Raw genomic sequence first — 16,976 nt, forward strand, 5'->3', positions numbered from 1 at the left:
CGTCGGAATGCGCGGCGCGCCAGGCGGCGAGCGCGGCGTTGTAGGCGCGGGCATAGGCCTCGGCCTGCCGCTTCAGCTCGTGGTGCCGGTCGCCGACGATCACGTCGCCGCTGCCGTCGATGATGCGCATCTCCGCGCCGCGCACCACCGCCGCGCCGCCCGGGCCGTAGCCGGGCGCGAGGCAGGCGAAGCCGCAGACGGCGACCGGGCGCAGGTCGCCGGCCTCGACATGCGCGCGCATGTCGGCGGCGGGATCGTCCAGGCGCAGGCTGTCCAGCGTCTGCGCCAGCAGCGTGTCGGGCGCCTGTTCGGCCTGCGCCTGCGGCGATGCCGCGCCCGGGACCACGGTCCAGCCGTCGACGACGAGCCGCACGCGCGCTTCGTCGCGGCGCGCCTCGATCCGCTTCGGCAGCGCCGGCTGGCCGATGCCGGCCTCGTACCAGTCCCGGTACTCGATCTCCCAGCCCGCCTGCTCGATGCGGGTCGGCAGGTCGCCCGCACCGTGCGCCACGCGCGCCGGGCCGTGGGCGTCGACCGGCGCGGCGACGCCGCGGACCCAGTCGACCAGCGCGCGCACGGGGATGTCCCAGCCGGTCGAGGCGCGCAGCAGGTCCTCGACGTCGCCGCTTTCGCGCGGGCCGCCCTCGATGCCCTCCAGCCGCGCCGAGGCCGCGTCGCCGCTCAGCCGCCAGCTCTGCCGGGTCACCGGCGCGGCGAGCGAGATGTCGTAGCGGCCGCCGCGCTGCGTCCAGTCGAGGCGGCCGCTGCCGCCCTGGCGTCCGTTGGAGATCGCGACGCGGCCCGACAGGCGCCAGTCCGACACCGCGGCGCGCTGCGCGTCCGCGCGCTGCGCCTGTTCACGGTCGACCGGCGCCGGCGCGCGCGTCGGCCGCGAGGCGCAGGCCGACAGCAGGACGGCGGCGATCGCGGCCGTCGCGAGGAAGCGGATGCGGTTCATGCGCCGGTCTTCTCCAGCGCCCGCTGCAGCGAGCGGTTCTCCGGATCCAGCCGGCGCGCATCGTCGAAGTATTTGCGCGCCTCGTCCCTGCGGCCAAGCATCCACAGCACCTCGGCCACGTGCGCGGCGATCTCGGCGTCCTTCTGCAGGGTGTAGGCGCGGCGCAGTTCGACCAGGGCCTCTTCGTTGCGGCCGAGGCGGTACAGCACCCAGCCGTAGCTGTCGATGATCGCTGCATTCCCGGGCTCGGCGACGCGGGCGCGGTCGATCAGCGCCAGCGCCTCCTCGTAGCGCTCGGTGCGGTCGGCGAGCGTGTAGCCGAGCGCGTTGAGCGCGGCGACGTTCTCCGGGTCGGCGACCAGGATCGTGCGCAGGTCGGCCTCGGCGCGCGGGATGTCGTCGCGGCGCTCCCACATCAGGGCGCGCGCATACAGCAGCGAGGGTTCGTCCGGCCAGTCGGCCAGGCCGCGGGCGTAGGCCTCGTTCTCGGCGTCGAAGTCCTTGTCCTTCGCGCGCAGTTCGCCTTCGAGCAGGTAGGCGGCGCGGCGCGCGTCCTCGTCGATGCTGCCGTCGGCCTGCAGCCGGCGCAGCGCGGCGAAGGCTTCGTCGCCGCGCCCGAGTTCGTGCAGCACGTTGCTCGTGCGCAGCCGCGCCTGCAGGCGCGCCTCGCCGCCGGGCACGCTGTCGTACCACTCCAGCGCTTCGGCATGACGATCGAGGAACTCGGCGGTCTGGCCCAGCAGCAGGCGCTGGGCGGGATTGGGGTTGCCGGCATCACGGCGCAGTTCGTCGTAGAGCCTGCCCAGCGATTCCTTGTCCTCGGCGCGCGCCAGCAGGGACGCGCGCAGGGCGTAGATGCGGCCGTCCTGCGGCCCCTTCGCCAGCACCTGCTCGGCGGCCGCGGTATCGCCGAGCGCGTCGTATTCGGCCGCCAGCGCCAGGCGCAGTTCGGACACGATGGTCGCCGCCTCGCCCACTTCGGCCAGGGCGGCGCGCGCGCCGTCGAGGTCGCCCGCCTCGCGCAGCTGCGAGGCGCGCAGCAGGGCCACGCGCGGTTCGCCGGGGAAACGCTCGACGATGCGCGCGATCACCCGCCGGGTGAGCTCTTCCTGATCCAGCCGCTGCGCGAGATCGCCGAAGGCCAGCCAGGCAGGCAGCGCGTCCGGTACCGCGCCGTCGTCGAACAGCCGGCGCATCATCTTCGCCGAGGTCTCCGGCTTGCGCGGACCGGTGGCGATCACCGACAGCGCATGGCGCCAGCCGGCGGGGTCCGGGTCGAGCATCATCGACCTGAGCTGCCGGGCCGCCGCCCGCTCCCTGCCGTCGCGCAGCGCCAGCGTGGCCTCGGCCGCGCGCATCGGCAGCGACGCCGGGGCGCGCTGGCGCCAGAGCGCGAGGGCCCGGGCGGCGGTGCGGTCGTCCTTGCCCAGCAGGGCGATCCGGGTCGCACGTTCGGCCAGCCCGGCATCGTCGTCGCCGGCGGCGCGCGCGGCATCGAGGTACCAGCCGGCGGCCTCGTCCAGGCGGCCGGCCTGCAGGGCGTATTCGCCGGCCATGCTCGCGCCGAGCACGTCGTCGCGCAGCGGGTCCCGGGCGGTCGCGGGCGCGGCGGTCGAGGCCAGCGGCATCGCCAGCAGCAACAGGCCAAACAGGGCGATCCGGCGGACGGGGTTCGGAAAAACGGGCATCGACGTCGGCCGGGCCTTAAAATAGGAGTCCTCTCGACCCGAAAGCTTATCGCAAGCGCCTGAACGGCAACGCCGCGCCGGCCCGCCAGCCAAGCACATGACCCTGCACGCCCTCGGCATCAACCACCAGACCGCGCCGGTCGCGCTGCGCGAGCGCGTGGCCTTCGGCGACAGCGCGGTGCCCGCCGCGCTGGCGGAGTTGCGCGCGCTGCCCGGCGTGCGCGAGGTGGCGCTGCTGTCGACCTGCAACCGGACCGAGCTGTATGCGCTGGCCGATGGCGACGGGCGGGCGCTGGCCGACTGGCTGGCCACGCACCCCGGCGACGACGGCGATCTCCACGCCTACCTGTACCGCCACGCCGGCGACGACGCGGCGCGGCATCTGTTCCGCGTCGCCAGCGGGCTCGATTCGCTGGTGCTGGGCGAACCGCAGATCCTCGGCCAGGTGAAGCAGGCCTGGGCGACGGCGCGCGGGGCCGGCACGCTCGGCGGCGAACTCGACCGGCTGTTCCAGCACGCCTTCGTCACCGCCAAGCGCGCGCGCAGCGAGACCCGCATCGGCTCCAGCCCGGTGTCGGTGGCCTCGCTGGCGGTACGGCTGGCGCAGGAATCGTTCGCGCGGCCGGCCGATTCGGTGGTACTGCTGATCGGCGCCGGCGAGACCATCGAACTGACCGCGCGCCACCTCGTGCAGGCAAAGGTGAAGCGCCTGCTGGTCGCCAACCGCACCTACCAGCACGCACAGGAGCTGGCCGCACGCCACGGCGCCGTCGCGCTGCCGCTGGACGAACTGGAGCGCCACCTGTTCCTGGCCGACATCGTGTTCTCCGCCACCGCCAGCCAGGCGCCGATCCTGTCGCGGACGCAAATCGCGCACGCGCTGTCGCTGCGCAAGCGCCGGCCGATGCTGCTGATGGACCTCGCGGTGCCTCGCGACATCGCCGCCGACGTCGCGGAGCTGGACGACGCCTTCGTCTACACCGTCGACGACCTCGACCGTGTGGTCGAACACAACCGCCGCGGCCGCCGCGAGGCGGCCAACGACGCCGAGGCCATCGTCGACCTCCAGGTCGCGCGCTACGCCGAGGCGCAGGCGTTCGGATCGCGCAACCAGCCGCTCAAGCGCCTGCGCGCGCACGGCGAGGCGACCCGCGCCGAACTGCTGGCGCGCGCGCGGCAACAGCTCGCGACCGGGCAGGATCCCGCCGCCGTGCTCGAACAGCTCGCGTACACGCTGACCAACCGCCTGCTGCACGCGCCGACCGCGGCCATGCGCGAGGCGGTCGCGCGCGGCAACCTCGATTTCCTGCGCTCGTTCGACGAGTTGCTGCCCCCTGCCGCGCACGACGACGACGATGCTGCCGACCCTGCGCCGTAAGCTGGAGGCGCTGGCCGAACGCCGCGACGAACTCGAATGCCTGCTCGCCGATCCCGGCGTCGCCGGCGACCAGTCGCGCTTCCGCGCGCTCTCGCGCGAATTCGCGCAGCTCGAGCCGCTGGCCGCCGCGCTCGCCGACGAACGCCGCGCGCGCGAGGACCTCGCCGCCGCCGAGGCGATGCGCGGGGACGCCGAACTGCGCGATCTCGCCGACGAGGAAATCGTCGCCGCGCAGGCGCGCCTGGCCGAACTCGACGACACCCTGATGGCGCTGCTGGTGCCGCGCGACGCACGCGACGATGGCGGCCTGTATCTGGAAATCCGCGCCGGCACCGGCGGCGACGAGGCCGCGATCTTCGCCGGCGACCTGCTGCGCATGTATTCGCGCTACGCCGAGCGCCAGGGCTGGCGGGTCGAAGTCGAATCGGCCAGTTCCGGCGAGCACGGCGGCTTCAGGGAAGTCATCGCCCGCGTCGAGGGCGAAGGCGCGTATGCGCGGCTCAAGTTCGAATCCGGCACCCACCGCGTGCAGCGCGTGCCCGAGACCGAATCGCAGGGCCGCATCCACACCTCGGCCGCGACGGTGGCGATCATCCCGGTCGAGGAGGATGGCGAGCCGATCGAAATCAACCCGGCCGACCTGAAGGTCGACACCTTCCGCTCCTCCGGCGCCGGCGGCCAGCACGTCAACAAGACCGACTCGGCGATCCGCATCACCCATCTGCCCTCCGGCGTCGTGGTCGAATCGCAGACCGAACGCTCGCAGCACGCCAACCGCGACAAGGCGATGAAGCGCCTGCGCGCAATGCTGGCCGAAGCCGAGGCAGAACGCCGCGCCGCAGCCACCGCCGCCACGCGCAAGCTGCAGGTCGGCAGCGGCGACCGCAGCCAGCGCATCCGCACCTACAACTATCCGCAGGGCCGGATCACCGACCACCGCGTCGAGGGCCTCACCCTCTACGACCTGCCGAACGTGCTCGAAGGCAGCCTCGACGCCCTGGTCGATCGCCTTTCGCGCGAGCACCAGGCCGACGAACTGTCGCGTCTCACCCACGAGGGCTGACCCTGGACACCATCATCAGCCGCGCCGCACCCGCGGACATCGAGCCGCTGGCCGCCCTGTTCGACGCCTACCGCCAGTTCTACGGACAGTCTCCGGATGTGCCGCGCGCCCGCGAATGGCTGCGCAGCCGCCTGCGCTTCGGCGAATCGACGGTGCTGGTCGCCAGGCGCGGCGGTGACATGGTCGGCTTCGTCCAGCTGTACCCGATGTATTCCTCGGTCCGCACCGCGCGCACCTGGATCCTCAACGACCTGTTCGTGGATCCGGCCGCGCGCCGGAGCGGCGTCGCCCGCGCCCTGCTCGATGCCGCCGCAGGCTTCGCACGCGAAGACGGCGCCGCCGCCATCTCGCTGGAGACCGCCCGCGACAACGCCGCTGCGCGCGCCACCTATCGCGCCGCCGGCTGGCAGGAGGACGACACGCAGTGGTATTCGCTGCGGCTGGACCGTCACGCACTCCCGTAGGAGCGCCTTCAGGCGCGATGCTTTTCGTCACGATGCAGGAATCCGCGCAAGGGCATCGCGCCTGAAGGCGCTCCTACGGGGCATGCGCTGGAGTACGCTAGGCACCATGAGCGCCTCCGACGACAAGATCCCCCTGAGCCTGTGCGTGCTGACCGTCTCCGACTCACGCACGCTCGCCGAAGACGGTTCCGGCGACTACCTCGTCGCCTCGCTCGAAGCCGAGGGCCATCGCCTGAACGAGCGCGCGCTGCTGCCCGACGACCGCTACGCCATGCGCGCCCTGGTCTCGAAATGGATCGCCGACGCCGATGTCGACGGCATCCTCGTCACCGGCGGCACCGGCTTCACCGGCCGCGACTCCACGCCCGAAGCCCTGCTGCCGCTGCTCGACAAGGAGATGCCCGGTTTCGGCGAACTGTTCCGCGCGATCTCGTTCGAAGAGATCGGCACCTCCTCACTGCAGTCGCGCGCGTTCGCGGGCCTGGCCAACGGCACCTTCCTGTTCGCCCTGCCCGGCTCGACCTCGGCCTGCCGCACCGCGTGGGAGAAGATCGTGCGCGCCCAGCTCGACGCACGCACGCGCCCCTGCAACCTCGCCACGCTCCGGCCGCGGCTGAAGGAACCGTCATGAGCATCGACCAGACCCTGCGCCTGCTGGCGAAGGCGCGTGGCCTGAGCGTCGCCGACCTCGCCACCGCCATCCCGCGCGCGGGCGCGGCCACCGTGTCGGCCTGGATGCGCGGCGAGAAGCTGCCCGGCAAGGACCAGCTCGACGCCCTGGCCAAGGCCTTCGGCGTGCCGGCCGGCGCCCTGTTGGCCGAGCTCGCCAGCACCTTCGACCCCGCCCGCACCAAGGGCGAGCACGACCTGCTCGCCGCCTACCGCGCGCTCAACACCCGCCAGCAGGGCGCGCTGCTGGAAGTCGCGCGCAGCATGGCCGGGATGAAGGCGGCGAAGGTGACGAAGGCGAAATGAAAACCCTGTCATTTCGACCGAAGGGAGAAATCTCTTTCCCGCACGCCGGCCAGGAGATTTCTCCCTTCGGTCGAAATGACAGGGAGCAATGGAGCACCGGATGAAACCGCTCAAGCGCAAGGACTACGAAGCCGCACTGGAACCGCTGCAGGTCGAACTGGTGGCGATGTCGCGCTGGCTGCAGCACACCGGCAAGCGCCTGCTGGTGATCCTCGAGGGCCGCGACACCGCCGGCAAGGGCGGCGTGATCGGCGCCATCTCCGACCAGCTCAACCCGCGCCACTGCCACGTGGTGGCGCTGCCCAAGCCGAGCGAACGCGAGAGCACGCAGTGGTATTTCCAGCGCTACGTGCCGCACCTGCCCGCGGCCGGCGAGATCGTGCTGTTCGACCGCAGCTGGTACAACCGCGCCGGCGTGGAGAAGGTGATGGGCTTCGCCAGCGACGCGCAGGTGAAGGCCTTCCTGAAGCAGGCGCCGGTGTTCGAGAAGCAGTTGGTCGACGACGGCCTGCTGCTGTTCAAGTACTGGCTGGGCTGCGACCAGGCGCAGCAGGAGGAACGCTTCGCCGAGCGCCTGCACGACCCGCTCAAGCGCTGGAAGCTCTCGCCGGTCGACGTCGAGGCGCGCCAGCGCTATGGCGACTACACCCGCGCGCGCGAGACGATGCTCCAGGCCACGCACACGAAGCACGCGCCGTGGACGCTGGTGGACTTCAACGACCAGCGCCGCGGCCGCCTGACCCTGATCCGCGACCTGCTCGACCGCCTGCCCGATACCCACGTCCCGCCGCCGGACATCGACCTGCCGCCGCTGCCCGGCAAGCCGCTGAAGGAACGCTACGGCGCGCTGAAGCCGCTGAAGCCGTACGGGGCCTGAGACTGCTGCTGCGATCCTGGAGCGATTTCCGACCCGGACGCCTTCATTCCGTCATTCCCGCGAAGGCGGGAATGACGAAGATGTATGCACCCGCGCCGAAAATGCCCTGGCTCAGGCATACGCCGGGATGCCCGCCGCCACCCGGCGGCGAAACTCGGCGAGCATGTCCTTCTCCTTCATCCCCTGCGCCCAGGACGGGCGCAGCTGGAAATGCGGCTGGTCCACGAGCGAGGTCCAGTTGCCGCCCCATTCCAGCCCCATGTCCGCGCCCAGCACGCCCACGCCGCGATACTTGGGCGATTCGCCCAGGTACTTGCTGCCGGAAAACACGCCGACGTCGAAGGCGATCCCGAAGTTGTGGTTCGAGTATCCACCCCTGGCATTCGTGACGCGTTGGCCGGGCTTGCTGCGCCCCTGCGCGTACAGCGCGTCCTGCTCCTCGTAGGTCCGGTGGCCGCTGATGACCTTGATCTGGATCCCGTTGGCGGCCGCCTTCTGCACCAGGGCGCGCGCGAACGGACGCACTTCCGGCAGCAGCGTGGCGATGGTGCGTTCACTCCTGTCGTCGACGCGCTCGATCGCCTCGACCGGCGGCTTGCGCGCGATCGTCTCCTTCACCAGGGCCGCATAGATCGCGCCCCAGGTCTGCGGGCCTGCCTTGCCGTCCACTTCCACGCCAACGGCCTTCTGCACCGCCATGATCATTTCGTCGATCTGCATCGTCGTCTCCCGGGAGATGGCGGCCTGCCGCCAGCCAGCGTGTGCCGGGCACGCACGATCGCCACCAAGACCGGGAACGGGACCGCAGCAATCAACTGACGGGAATCCCCGCCCCCGCGCGTGTCCCCGCCGGCCGTCGATCGCAGCCTGCCTGGTCCCTGTCCCGCAATAGCGCAAACGACGGAATCCGCCGGAGTCGGTCATGGCATCCGCCTTCGCGATCAAACGGCGACATCGGGGATGCCGGATCGAACTGGCCCCGATTACAGGAGCGGCTTCAGCCGCGACCGGATGTTCGATGCGCCGTAAAAAGCGGTCGCGGCTGAAGCCGCTCCCACGAACAGGCGGACCGGAATCAGAGGATTCCGAACCCCTCGCCTGCCTCGTCGTCGGCGACAGGAAGCCTGGACACCGCCGCCACCTGCGCCAGCGGCGGCCCGTCCCCGAGCCACTGCGCGAGCGCCTCGATCGCGTGCGCGTCGCCCACGGCCAGCACTTCGACGCTGCCGTCGGCCAGGTTCCTCGCGTATCCGCGCAGGTGCAGGCGGAGCGCCTGGTCGCGCGTGCCAGCGCGGAAGCACACGCCCTGCACGCGACCGCTGACGAGGAAGCGCCCGGCTGCCATCAGGCCTTCGCCGGCGTCGCTTCCGCTTCCGCTTCCGGCAGCGCCTCCAGCTGCGGGCCGCCGTTGCTCGCGATCGCGGCCTCGATCTCCTTCGCCGTGACCGGCCCCAGGAACTGGCGCGCGACCTTGCCGTCCGGCGCGATCAGGTAGGTCATCGGCAGGCCGCGCGGCGTCTCGAAGTCCGCCGGCGGTTCGTAGACGTCGATGATCGCGATCGGATACGCCACCGGGTGTTCGGTCAGGAACGACTGCATCGCCGGCACGTCGATCTCCTCGTAGGCCAGCCCCACCACCGTGATGTGCTCGCGCATCGTGTGCAGCGCCGACAGTTCAGGCATCTCCTTCAGGCAGGGCGAGCACCATGTCGCCCAGAAATTCACCACCACCCACTGGCCGCGGTGTTCGGCGAGGTCGTACTGGCCGCCGTCGATGGTCGCCACCTGCAGGGCAGGATGGTCCGGTCGCGGCGCGTCTTCGGCGTCCTGCGTTGCGGCATCGGGCGCCGCGGCGTCCGGGTCCGCCTGCGCGGGCGCATCGGCGCCGGCGTCGGGCGCGGCGTCGGACGGCTGGTCGGCCGAAGGCTGGCACGCGGCCAGCAGCAGGGCGAGGACGAGGACTGCGAACGCGGGGGATCTCATGCGGTTTCACCTGTGTGCGGGTAGAGATGGGCGACATTGCGCTTGAGCAGGTCGCGCAGCGGCAGCCGGAGGTCGTCGAGCGCGGCGATCGCGGCGGCGCCGAGCGCGTCGTCGCGGCACGGCAGCCAGGTTTCCGACACCGGGATGCGCAGCCGGCACGCTTCGTAGAGATCGGCCAGCGTCAGCGTGTCGAGGTCGCGCGCCAGCAGCCATTCGCCGCTTTCCGAGCGCTGCACCAGCGGGATGTCGGCCAGCTGCGCCAGGAACTGCTTGAGCTGGCTGTCGGTCAGCATCGGCTCGAGCTCCAGCATCTGCTCGGTATGCAGGCCGCGGCCCTCGCGCCGCGCTTCGGCGAAGCGGCCCAGCAGGCGCAGCAGGCCGTACATTTCGTAACCTTCCGGCAGGCGCATGGCCGCGGGCTGGTAGCGGAACGCCGAGATCGCCGACGCGAACGAGGCGCCGAGCAGGACCGCGATCCAGCACAGGTAGATCCACAGCATCAGGATCGGCAGCGCCGCCAGCGCGCCGTACAGCCGCTGGTAGGTATGGAAGGTGCCGAGGTAGAGACCCAGCACCCACTTGATCAGTTCGAGCAGGAAGGTCGCCAGCAGCGCGCCGGCGAAGGCGTGGCGCAGCGCCACCGAGCGGTGCGGCACCACCCGGTAGAGCGCGGTGATCACCAGCAGTTCGATCAGTACCGGCGCGACGCGCAGCGCGAACCCGGACAGCAGCTTGCCCTCGCTGGTGCTGAACACCGGCAGCGCGAACACCCATGCCGACATCGCCAACGAGGCCGCCGCCAGCAGCGCGCCCAGCGTCAGCACCGTCCAGTACACCAGGAACCGGCCCAGCTGCGGCCGCGACGACGGCACCCGCCAGATCTGGTTGAACGTGCCCTCGACGCTGTTGAGCGTGATCAGCAACGACACGATCAGGCCGACCGCGCCAGCCACGGTGAGCGTGGTGGCGCTGCCGACCAGCCGCAGCAGGGTTTCCTTGACCGTGCTGGCCGCGCTCGGCACGAAGTTCGAGAAGATGTACTCGGTCAGCTGCTCGCGCCATTCACCGAACACCGGGAACGCCGACAGCACGCCGAACACCACGATCGCCAGCGGCACCAGGGCGAAGATCGTGGTGTAGGCCAGCGCCGCCGCGGCCTGGAACAGGCGGTCGTCGAGGAAGCGCCTGGCCAGGAAGCGGGCGAACGTGCCCGTGCGCTCGCGATCGCGCACGCGCTCCATCCACAGGTTGAACGTCGACAGCGGCTGCACGGGGGCAAGCGTAGCAAAGCCGGCCACGCGGGGCCGGTGAGCGATCCGCCCAAGCCTGTCAGAATGGCAGCCGATCCCGTGGAGGCGCGCATGCCCGACATCCTGGTGCTGTACTACAGCCGCAACGGCTCGGTCGCGCAGCTGGCGCGGCAGATCGCGCGCGGCATCGGCGAGGTGCCGGGCATGGCGGCGCGGCTGCGTACGGTGCCGCCGGTGGCGCCGGTCACCGAAACCGCCGCCCCGCCCGTCCCCGAAACCGGCGCGCCCTACGTCGAGCCGGCGGACCTGCGCGAGTGCGCGGGCCTGGTGCTCGGCAGCCCCACCCGCTTCGGCAACATGGCCGCGCCGCTGAAGTACTTCATCGACGGACTCGGCGCCGACTGGGCCAGCGGCACCCTGGTCGGCAAGCCGGCGGCCGTGTTCACCTCGACCGCGACCCTGCACGGCGGACAGGAATCGACCCTGCTGTCGATGCTGCTGCCGCTGCTGCACCACGGCTGCGTGATCGCGGGCATTCCCTTCACCGAGCCGCTGCTCAACAGCACCCGCAGCGGCGGCACGCCCTACGGCGCCAGCCACGTGGCCGGGCCGTCCGACGATCCGCAGCCCAGCGACGAGGAAGCCACGCTGGCGCGCGCGCTCGGACGCCGCATCGCCGCGCTGGCCGGGAAGCTCGCCTGATGGCGCGGGGAGCGCGCCGCCCGCACCTGCCGCTGTCGGCGGTGCTGCTCGCCCAGGTCGCACTCTACGTGGCGTGGTTCCTCGGCGACCGGCACGTCGTCGCGGCGATGCTGGTGTTCGTGCTGCCGCTGGTGCTGCTGCTCGCCGGCACCCTCGCCGGCAGCGCGAAGGCGGCGTTCTGGGCCGGCGTGCTGGGGCTTTTCCTGTTCTGCCACGCGGTGATGATCGCGTGGTCGGAGCCCGGTGAACGGCTGTTCGCACTCGCCGCGATCGCGCTGTCGGTGCTGGCGGTGTTCGCCTCGAGCTGGGACGGGCTGCGCGCGCGGTTCGGCAGGAAGCGGTGAGCGGGTCGCAGCCGCCGATGCCGGCGGGGCGGAAAGGACTGCAAGCGCAGTCTCGTGCCAATCCCTTGCAGCTTGAATCCCGTCGTCCCGGCGAAAGCCGGGATCCATTTTGATGTTGCGGCCCTTCTGGAAGCAGACTGTAGGAAAATCAAGATGGATCCCGGCTTTCGCCGGGATGACGGGAAAGAATGTGCGTCCGTCGACACCGGGTGCAAGCGACCAGAGCGGAATTTCCCGGACCGAAGCCACGAACACCACGCTCGGCGCGACCACGCGCCGGCAGGAGTACTGAAATGGAAGAACTGCTGATCGTCACCACCGGCGGCACGATCGACAAGATCTACTTCGACGACAAGTCCGACTACCAGATCGGCGACCCGCAGATCGGGCGCATGCTCGAGGAACTGGGCGTGGCGTTCCGCTTCAGCGTGATCCCGATCCTGCGCAAGGACTCGCTGCACCTGGGCGACGCCGACCGCGAACTGGTGCGCGCGACCATCGCCGCGCAGCCGGCGCGGCACGTGCTGGTGACCCACGGCACCGATTCGATGGTGGAGACGGCCAAGGTGCTGTCCACGATCGAGGGCAAGACCATCGTGCTGACCGGCGCGCTGAGCCCGGCGCGCTTCCGCGGCTCGGACGCCGAGTTCAACATCGGCACTGCCGTCGGCGCCGTGCAGTCGCTGCCGGCCGGCGTCTACATCGCCATGAACGGCCGCATCTGGGATCCGGCCAAGGTGCGCAAGAACGTCGACGCGAACCGGTTCGAGGCCGCGGGCTGAGGTCGCGACCGGATGGCGGCCGCGCCTGAGGGCGCAACCGCCGTCCCGCGGCACGGGATCAATCCCCCAGCGCGTAGATCCCCGGCAGGTTCCTCCCCTGCTCGTGGAAGTCCATCCCGAACCCGAACACATAGCGATCCGGCACTTCCACGCCCACGTAGTCGGCGCAGATGCCATCCACGCAGCGGTCGTGGGCCTTGGTCGCCAGCACCGCCACGCGCACGTCGACCGCGCCCTGGTCCTCGCACCAGTACTTCACCGCCTTGAGCGTGTGGCCCTCGTCGAGGATGTCGTCGGCCAGCAGCACGCGGCGGCCGCGCATCGGGGTCGCCGGGCGGTGCAGCCAGGCCAGGCCCGAACCCGTGGTGTTGCCGCGGTAGCGGGTGGCGTGCAGGTAGTCGAACTCGAGGTCGAGCCCGCGCTCGCCGAGGGCGAAGGCGAGTCCGGCGGCGAACGGCAGGCCGCCGTGCATCACGGTGATGAACAGCGGCGGCGTCTCGTCGTCGGCGTAGTCGACGGCGATCGCATCGGCCATCTCTTCGATCGCGTCGTCGAGCGCGTCGCGGTCGAAGATCAGTTCGGCCGTGTCGAGTACTTCGGACAGCCTGGGCACGTTCATGCGGTCTGCCCCAGCTGCGCGCCGAGCTGCGCCTGCGCGCCGCCGTAGCGCGCGTCGGCGAGCAGGCCGTCCCAGCCCAGCCCGCCGCGTCCGATCAGGCCCACCAGCGCCATCGTGTTGAGCTTGCGATGCTGCACCGCGGCCAGCGATTCCTCCGCCAGTTCGGGATGGCACACCAGCACCACGTCGCAGCCGGCGTCCAGGTGCGCGTCGACGCGCGCGCGGATGCCGCCGGCGGAGAACGCCGCGGCCATGCCGATGTCGTCGGAGAACACCACGCCGCGGAAACCCATCTCCTTACGCAGGATGTCGTTGATCCACACCGGCGAGTAGCCCGCCGGCTCCGGCGCGACCTGCGGATAGACCACGTGCGCCAGCATCACCGCGTCGGCGCCGGCGTCGATGCCGGCGACGAAGGGCACCAGGTCGTGCGCGCGGATCTCGTCGAGCGGACGGTTGTCGACCGCGTTGTCGAAGTGGGTGTCCTCGCGCACCGTGCCGTGGCCGGGGAAATGCTTGAGCGTGGCGGCCATGCCGACCGAATGCATGCCGCGCACGTAGGCGCGGGTGAACTCGGCGACGACCCGCGGGTCTTCGGAGAACGATCGGTCGCCGATGGCGAGGTTGCCGTGGCCCACGTCCACCACCGGCGCGAAGCTCAGGTCGACGCCGCTGGCGCGGATCTCGCTGGCCATCAGCCAGGCGTGTTCCTCGGCGAGCTTCAGCGCCGCCGCCGGGTCCTGGGCGTACAGCCGGTCGAAGCCTTCCAGCGCCGGCAGCTCGCTGTAGCCGTCGCGGAAGCGCTGCACGCGGCCGCCTTCCTGGTCGACGCAGATCAGCAGCGGACGCGGCGCGGCCTCGCGGATCGCGGCGCACAGTTCGATCACCTGCGCCCTCGACGTGAAGTTGCGCTTGAACAGGATCACGCCCGCGCAGGCGTCGTGCTTGAGCCAGTCGCGCTCGCGCGCAGTGAGTTCCATGCCGGCAACGCCGATCACGAGCATCCGCGGGTCTCCTTCGCGTGCGCGGCTGCGCACGGGCGGCATTGTCGCAGATGGCCGCCGGGCGGGCGCGAACGGCGTGCGCCCCGGTTCAGACCCGGCAGCCGTCCGGGCCGCAGGCCGCGTCCGGCGACGGCGCCCCGCCGGGCGCGTCGCCTCCGGCCTGCCGCAGCGCCTGCGCGAACAGTTCCGGCGGCTGCGCGCCCTGGACCGCGAGGCGGCCGTCGATGACGAAGGTCGGCACCGAGCGGATGCCCATGGCCTGCGCCTGCGCGACATGGGCGCGGACCTCGGCCTCGCCTTCCGTGCCGTCGAGCAGGGCGCGGACGCGCGCTTCCGGCAACCTCCCGGCGCGGCCGGCGGCGACCAGCACTTCCGGGTCGGCAAGGTTGCGGCCTTCCGCGAAATGCGCATGGAACAGCGCCTCGCCGACTGCACCGGCGTCGCCCTCGCGTGCCGCCAGCCAAAGCAGGCGGTGCGCGGGCAGCGTGGTCACGCGGACCTGGCCGCGGTCGAAGTCGAACGGCAGGCCCTCGGCGCGCGCGGTGGCCTGGGTGCTGGCGAGGATCTGCTCGGTGCGTTCGGTGCCGCCGAACTTCGCGGCGTAGGCCTCGCGCAGGGGGACCGGCTCGGGTCCGGCGTCGGGATCGAGCAGGAACGGATGCCAGTGGACCTCGACCTCGGGCGCGTCGTCGCCCAGCAGTTCGAGGCCGCGCTGCAGGCGGCGCTTGCCGATCCAGCACCAGGGGCAGACGACGTCGGACCAGATGTCGATTCTCATGGACCGATCATGGGCGCCGGTGCCGCAGCCGCCAAGCCTCAGCCGCGCTCTTCAGCGTTCCAGCCCACGTACGGCCGCGAGGCCAGCGCCAGGTTGTAGTAGCGCGCCTGGTCGGTGACTTCCCGGCCCAGCCAGCCGGGACGCTCGAAGGCCTCGTCGGCATGCGCCAGTTCGATCTCGGCCACCACCAGCCCGGTGTTGTCGCCGCCGAACTCGTCAACTTCCCACAGGTGCCCCGCATGCCGGACAAGGTGCCGGCGCTTGTCGATCACGCCACCCATGCACAGCGCCAGCAGCGCGCGGGCGTCGTCGACCGGGATCGGATAGTCGAACTCCTGCCGCGTATGCCCGAGTTCGCGCGACTTGAGATTGAGGAACGCGGCGTCGCCCTGGATGCGCACGCGCACCGAGGCCTTCTGCTCGCCGCGGTCCATCGCGCCGAGGTCGTTGATGTAGCCCTGCGCCATCGGCAGCACGGCGTGCGCGGCGGCGCGCCAGCCATCGCCGGTGACCAGGAACTTGCGTTCGATTTCGAGGGGCATGGGTGATTCGTGATTCGTGATTCGGCGGAGCATACCGCTGTCATCCCGACCCCGGACTTGATCCGGGGTCGGGATGACAACATTGTGCTCTTACGAATCACCAATCACGAATCACCAATCACCGCTTCTCGAACACCGCAATCGACTCCACGTGCGCCGTCTGCGGGAACATGTCCATCACGCCCGCGCTGCGCAGCGTCCAGCCGCGTTCGTTGACGAGGTGGCCGGCGTCGCGCGCGAGCGAGGCCGGGTGGCAGCTGACGTAGACGATGCGGCCGAAGCGCTCCAGCGGCAGCTGGCGCAGCACGTCGATCGCGCCCGAGCGCGGCGGGTCGAGCAGCAGCCTGTCGAAGCCCTGGCGCATCCACGCGGTGCCGCGCTGGTCCCGGGTGAGGTCGGCGGCATGGAAGGTGGCGTTGCCGAGCCCGTTCAGCGCGGCGTTCTCCCTTGCGCGCGCCACCAACCCCGCCTCGCCCTCCACCCCCACCACTTCCGCGGCGAGCCGCGCCAGCGGCAGGGTGAAGTTGCCCAGGCCGCAGAACAGGTCCAGCACGCGATCCGTCGACTGCACGTCGAGCAGCCCGAGCGCGTGCGCGATCATCGCCTCGTTGAGCGGCGCGTTGACCTGGATGAAATCGAGCGGCCGGAACGCAAGCGTGACGTCCCACGGTTCGAGGCGGAACGCCAGCGACGGCTGCGCCGGCCACAGCGGATGCACCGAATCGATGCCACCGGGCTGCAGGAACATGGCGACGCGGTGCTGTTCGGCAAACGCGAGCAGCGCCGCGACATCCGCCTCGCCCAGCGGCTCCAGGTGGCGGAACACCAGCGCGACGCCGTCGAAGTCGGGCGTCGGATCGCCGACGATGAATTCGATCTGGGGAATCCCGCGCCGCGCCTGCAGTCCGTCGACCAGCGCCGACAGCGCCGGGATCATCGCACCGACCGCCGGCACCACGGTATGGCACTCGTGCAGGTCGGCGACGAAGCGCGGATCGCGCTCGCGGAAGCCGACCAGGGTCTTGTCCTTCTTCTCCACGCGCCGCACCGAGAACCGCCCCTTGCGCCGGTAGTGCCAGGCGCCGCCGGTCAGCGGCGTCAGCACCGCCTCCGGCGTGACGTGGCCGATCCGCTCGAAGTTCTCCAGCAGCACCCGCTGCTTGGCGAGGATCTGCTTCGATTCCTCCAGGTGCTGCAGCGCGCAGCCGCCGCACACGCCGAAATGCGCGCAGCGCGGCTCGACGCGGTCGGGCGAGGCCTGCAGCACTTCGACGGTATCGGCCTCGTCGAAATGGCGCGAGCGCGCGGTCTGCTTCGCCATCACCCGCTCGCCCGGCAGCGCACCCGCCACAAAGATGGTCTTGCCGGCGTTCGGATGTCCCGCAGCGCGACGGGCGACGCCGCGGCCGTCGTGGCTCAGGTCGAGGATGTCGGCGGGGAACGGGGTCTGATCGATGCGGGCCACGTGGCGTCAGGCTGCGTGCGGGGGCTGCATTGTCGCAGAACTGGTTGCGGTTCCATGCGGCCGGAGTGGGAACGTTCCGTCCGGCGTCGACGGTTGCCCACTCC

19 protein-coding genes and 1 pseudogene are annotated in these 16,976 nt (G+C 71.2%); 9 read left to right on the forward strand and 11 right to left on the reverse strand.

Annotated features, from left to right (window positions below; translation table 11 throughout):
* Window positions 1-337: 337 nt before the first annotated feature.
* Window positions 338-958, reverse strand: a pseudogene (lolB, locus tag FQY83_RS17780) (lipoprotein insertase outer membrane protein LolB); the annotation flags it as partial.
* Window positions 955-2,646: a tetratricopeptide repeat protein gene (locus tag FQY83_RS09815; protein WP_146387503.1), complete on the reverse strand. Its 1,692-nt coding sequence runs from the start codon at window positions 2,644-2,646 to the stop codon at window positions 955-957. The gene FQY83_RS09815 and the pseudogene lolB, both read right to left, overlap by 4 nt.
* Window positions 2,647-2,743: 97 nt before the next feature.
* Here FQY83_RS09815 and hemA point away from each other — a divergent pair, with 97 nt between their 5' ends.
* From hemA to ppk2, 6 genes are all read left to right on the forward strand, one after another.
* Window positions 2,744-4,024, forward strand: a complete 1,281-nt coding sequence (hemA, locus tag FQY83_RS09820) for a glutamyl-tRNA reductase (RefSeq protein WP_146387505.1) — start codon at window positions 2,744-2,746, stop codon at window positions 4,022-4,024.
* The gene (prfA, locus tag FQY83_RS09825) at window positions 4,002-5,087 is read left to right on the forward strand and encodes a peptide chain release factor 1 (RefSeq protein ID WP_146387507.1); all 1,086 of its coding nucleotides are present in this window, start codon (window positions 4,002-4,004) and stop codon (window positions 5,085-5,087) included. The genes hemA and prfA overlap by 23 nt, the downstream gene beginning before the upstream one ends.
* Before the next feature lie 56 nt (window positions 5,088-5,143).
* The gene (locus FQY83_RS09830; protein ID WP_337678304.1) at window positions 5,144-5,551 is read left to right on the forward strand and encodes a GNAT family N-acetyltransferase; all 408 of its coding nucleotides are present in this window, start codon (window positions 5,144-5,146) and stop codon (window positions 5,549-5,551) included.
* A 106-nt stretch (window positions 5,552-5,657) separates the two neighbouring features.
* A complete protein-coding gene (gene moaB / locus FQY83_RS09835) occupies window positions 5,658-6,182 on the forward strand; it encodes a molybdenum cofactor biosynthesis protein B (RefSeq protein WP_146387509.1) in 525 nt (174 codons plus the stop codon).
* Window positions 6,179-6,526, forward strand: coding sequence for a helix-turn-helix domain-containing protein (locus FQY83_RS09840; RefSeq protein ID WP_146387511.1), 348 nt, complete (start codon window positions 6,179-6,181; stop codon window positions 6,524-6,526). The genes moaB and FQY83_RS09840 overlap by 4 nt, the downstream gene beginning before the upstream one ends.
* Window positions 6,527-6,626: 100 nt before the next feature.
* Window positions 6,627-7,403 carry a polyphosphate kinase 2 gene (gene ppk2, locus FQY83_RS09845; protein WP_146387513.1) on the forward strand — a complete coding sequence of 259 codons (777 nt, stop codon included), beginning with the start codon at window positions 6,627-6,629 and terminating at the stop codon, window positions 7,401-7,403.
* 111 nt (window positions 7,404-7,514) lie between these two features.
* Here the strand turns inward: ppk2 and FQY83_RS09850 are convergent, their stop codons facing one another.
* The 4 genes from FQY83_RS09850 to FQY83_RS09865 all read right to left on the reverse strand — a co-directional run bounded on the left by FQY83_RS09850 (window position 7,515) and on the right by FQY83_RS09865 (window position 10,657).
* Window positions 7,515-8,123: a D-alanyl-D-alanine carboxypeptidase family protein gene (locus FQY83_RS09850; protein WP_146387515.1), complete on the reverse strand. Its 609-nt coding sequence runs from the start codon at window positions 8,121-8,123 to the stop codon at window positions 7,515-7,517.
* Window positions 8,124-8,478: 355 nt separating this feature from the next.
* Window positions 8,479-8,748 (reverse strand): acylphosphatase, encoded by a 270-nt coding sequence (locus tag FQY83_RS09855; protein ID WP_146387517.1) that lies wholly within the window; start codon window positions 8,746-8,748, stop codon window positions 8,479-8,481.
* Window positions 8,748-9,386 carry a TlpA family protein disulfide reductase gene (locus tag FQY83_RS09860; protein WP_146387519.1) on the reverse strand — a complete coding sequence of 213 codons (639 nt, stop codon included), beginning with the start codon at window positions 9,384-9,386 and terminating at the stop codon, window positions 8,748-8,750. Before FQY83_RS09860 ends, FQY83_RS09855 begins: the two co-directional genes overlap by 1 nt.
* Window positions 9,383-10,657 (reverse strand): YihY family inner membrane protein, encoded by a 1,275-nt coding sequence (locus tag FQY83_RS09865; RefSeq protein WP_146387521.1) that lies wholly within the window; start codon window positions 10,655-10,657, stop codon window positions 9,383-9,385. The genes FQY83_RS09860 and FQY83_RS09865 overlap by 4 nt, the downstream gene beginning before the upstream one ends.
* Window positions 10,658-10,747: 90 nt before the next feature.
* On the opposite strand from FQY83_RS09865, the gene wrbA reads away from it, so the two are divergent.
* The 3 genes from wrbA (at window position 10,748) to FQY83_RS09880 (ending at window position 12,464) form a co-directional block, all read left to right on the forward strand.
* A complete protein-coding gene (gene wrbA / locus FQY83_RS09870; protein ID WP_146388119.1) occupies window positions 10,748-11,338 on the forward strand; it encodes an NAD(P)H:quinone oxidoreductase in 591 nt (196 codons plus the stop codon).
* The gene (locus FQY83_RS09875; protein ID WP_146387523.1) at window positions 11,338-11,682 is read left to right on the forward strand and encodes a DUF2069 domain-containing protein; all 345 of its coding nucleotides are present in this window, start codon (window positions 11,338-11,340) and stop codon (window positions 11,680-11,682) included. Before wrbA ends, FQY83_RS09875 begins: the two co-directional genes overlap by 1 nt.
* A 293-nt stretch (window positions 11,683-11,975) precedes the next feature.
* A complete protein-coding gene (locus tag FQY83_RS09880; RefSeq protein WP_146387525.1) occupies window positions 11,976-12,464 on the forward strand; it encodes an asparaginase domain-containing protein in 489 nt (162 codons plus the stop codon).
* Window positions 12,465-12,522: 58 nt separating this feature from the next.
* Here the strand turns inward: FQY83_RS09880 and FQY83_RS09885 are convergent, their stop codons facing one another.
* From FQY83_RS09885 to rlmD, 5 genes are all read right to left on the reverse strand, one after another.
* A complete protein-coding gene (locus tag FQY83_RS09885; RefSeq protein WP_146387527.1) occupies window positions 12,523-13,083 on the reverse strand; it encodes a hypoxanthine-guanine phosphoribosyltransferase in 561 nt (186 codons plus the stop codon).
* Complete coding sequence (gene nagZ, locus FQY83_RS09890) at window positions 13,080-14,087, reverse strand: beta-N-acetylhexosaminidase (protein WP_146387529.1); 1,008 nt, start codon at window positions 14,085-14,087, stop codon at window positions 13,080-13,082. The genes FQY83_RS09885 and nagZ overlap by 4 nt, the downstream gene beginning before the upstream one ends.
* A gap of 88 nt (window positions 14,088-14,175) precedes the next feature.
* Window positions 14,176-14,865, reverse strand: a complete 690-nt coding sequence (locus FQY83_RS09895) for a DsbA family oxidoreductase (protein ID WP_146387531.1) — start codon at window positions 14,863-14,865, stop codon at window positions 14,176-14,178.
* Between the two features lie 38 nt (window positions 14,866-14,903).
* Window positions 14,904-15,407 (reverse strand): CYTH domain-containing protein, encoded by a 504-nt coding sequence (locus FQY83_RS09900; RefSeq protein WP_146387533.1) that lies wholly within the window; start codon window positions 15,405-15,407, stop codon window positions 14,904-14,906.
* A 118-nt stretch (window positions 15,408-15,525) separates the two neighbouring features.
* Window positions 15,526-16,872: a 23S rRNA (uracil(1939)-C(5))-methyltransferase RlmD gene (gene rlmD, locus FQY83_RS09905; RefSeq protein WP_146387535.1), complete on the reverse strand. Its 1,347-nt coding sequence runs from the start codon at window positions 16,870-16,872 to the stop codon at window positions 15,526-15,528.
* Window positions 16,873-16,976 lie beyond the last annotated feature (104 nt).

Source organism: Luteimonas marina (assembly GCF_007859325.1).
In the GTDB taxonomy this organism is placed as follows: Bacteria; Pseudomonadota; Gammaproteobacteria; order Xanthomonadales; family Xanthomonadaceae; genus Luteimonas; species Luteimonas marina.

Coding starts and splice junctions, on each gene's coding strand:
- FQY83_RS09815 (WP_146387503.1), bottom strand. CDS start 2,646: ATGCCCGTTTTTCCGAACCCCGTCCGCCGGATCGCCCTGTTTGGCCTG.
- hemA (WP_146387505.1), top strand. CDS start 2,744: ATGACCCTGCACGCCCTCGGCATCAACCACCAGACCGCGCCGGTCGCG.
- prfA (WP_146387507.1), top strand. CDS start 4,002: ATGCTGCCGACCCTGCGCCGTAAGCTGGAGGCGCTGGCCGAACGCCGC.
- moaB (WP_146387509.1), top strand. CDS start 5,658: ATGAGCGCCTCCGACGACAAGATCCCCCTGAGCCTGTGCGTGCTGACC.
- FQY83_RS09840 (WP_146387511.1), top strand. CDS start 6,179: ATGAGCATCGACCAGACCCTGCGCCTGCTGGCGAAGGCGCGTGGCCTG.
- ppk2 (WP_146387513.1), top strand. CDS start 6,627: ATGAAACCGCTCAAGCGCAAGGACTACGAAGCCGCACTGGAACCGCTG.
- FQY83_RS09850 (WP_146387515.1), bottom strand. CDS start 8,123: ATGCAGATCGACGAAATGATCATGGCGGTGCAGAAGGCCGTTGGCGTG.
- FQY83_RS09855 (WP_146387517.1), bottom strand. CDS start 8,748: ATGGCAGCCGGGCGCTTCCTCGTCAGCGGTCGCGTGCAGGGCGTGTGC.
- FQY83_RS09860 (WP_146387519.1), bottom strand. CDS start 9,386: ATGAGATCCCCCGCGTTCGCAGTCCTCGTCCTCGCCCTGCTGCTGGCC.
- wrbA (WP_146388119.1), top strand. CDS start 10,748: ATGCCCGACATCCTGGTGCTGTACTACAGCCGCAACGGCTCGGTCGCG.
- FQY83_RS09875 (WP_146387523.1), top strand. CDS start 11,338: ATGGCGCGGGGAGCGCGCCGCCCGCACCTGCCGCTGTCGGCGGTGCTG.
- FQY83_RS09880 (WP_146387525.1), top strand. CDS start 11,976: ATGGAAGAACTGCTGATCGTCACCACCGGCGGCACGATCGACAAGATC.
- FQY83_RS09885 (WP_146387527.1), bottom strand. CDS start 13,083: ATGAACGTGCCCAGGCTGTCCGAAGTACTCGACACGGCCGAACTGATC.
- nagZ (WP_146387529.1), bottom strand. CDS start 14,087: ATGCTCGTGATCGGCGTTGCCGGCATGGAACTCACTGCGCGCGAGCGC.
- FQY83_RS09895 (WP_146387531.1), bottom strand. CDS start 14,865: ATGAGAATCGACATCTGGTCCGACGTCGTCTGCCCCTGGTGCTGGATC.
- FQY83_RS09900 (WP_146387533.1), bottom strand. CDS start 15,407: ATGCCCCTCGAAATCGAACGCAAGTTCCTGGTCACCGGCGATGGCTGG.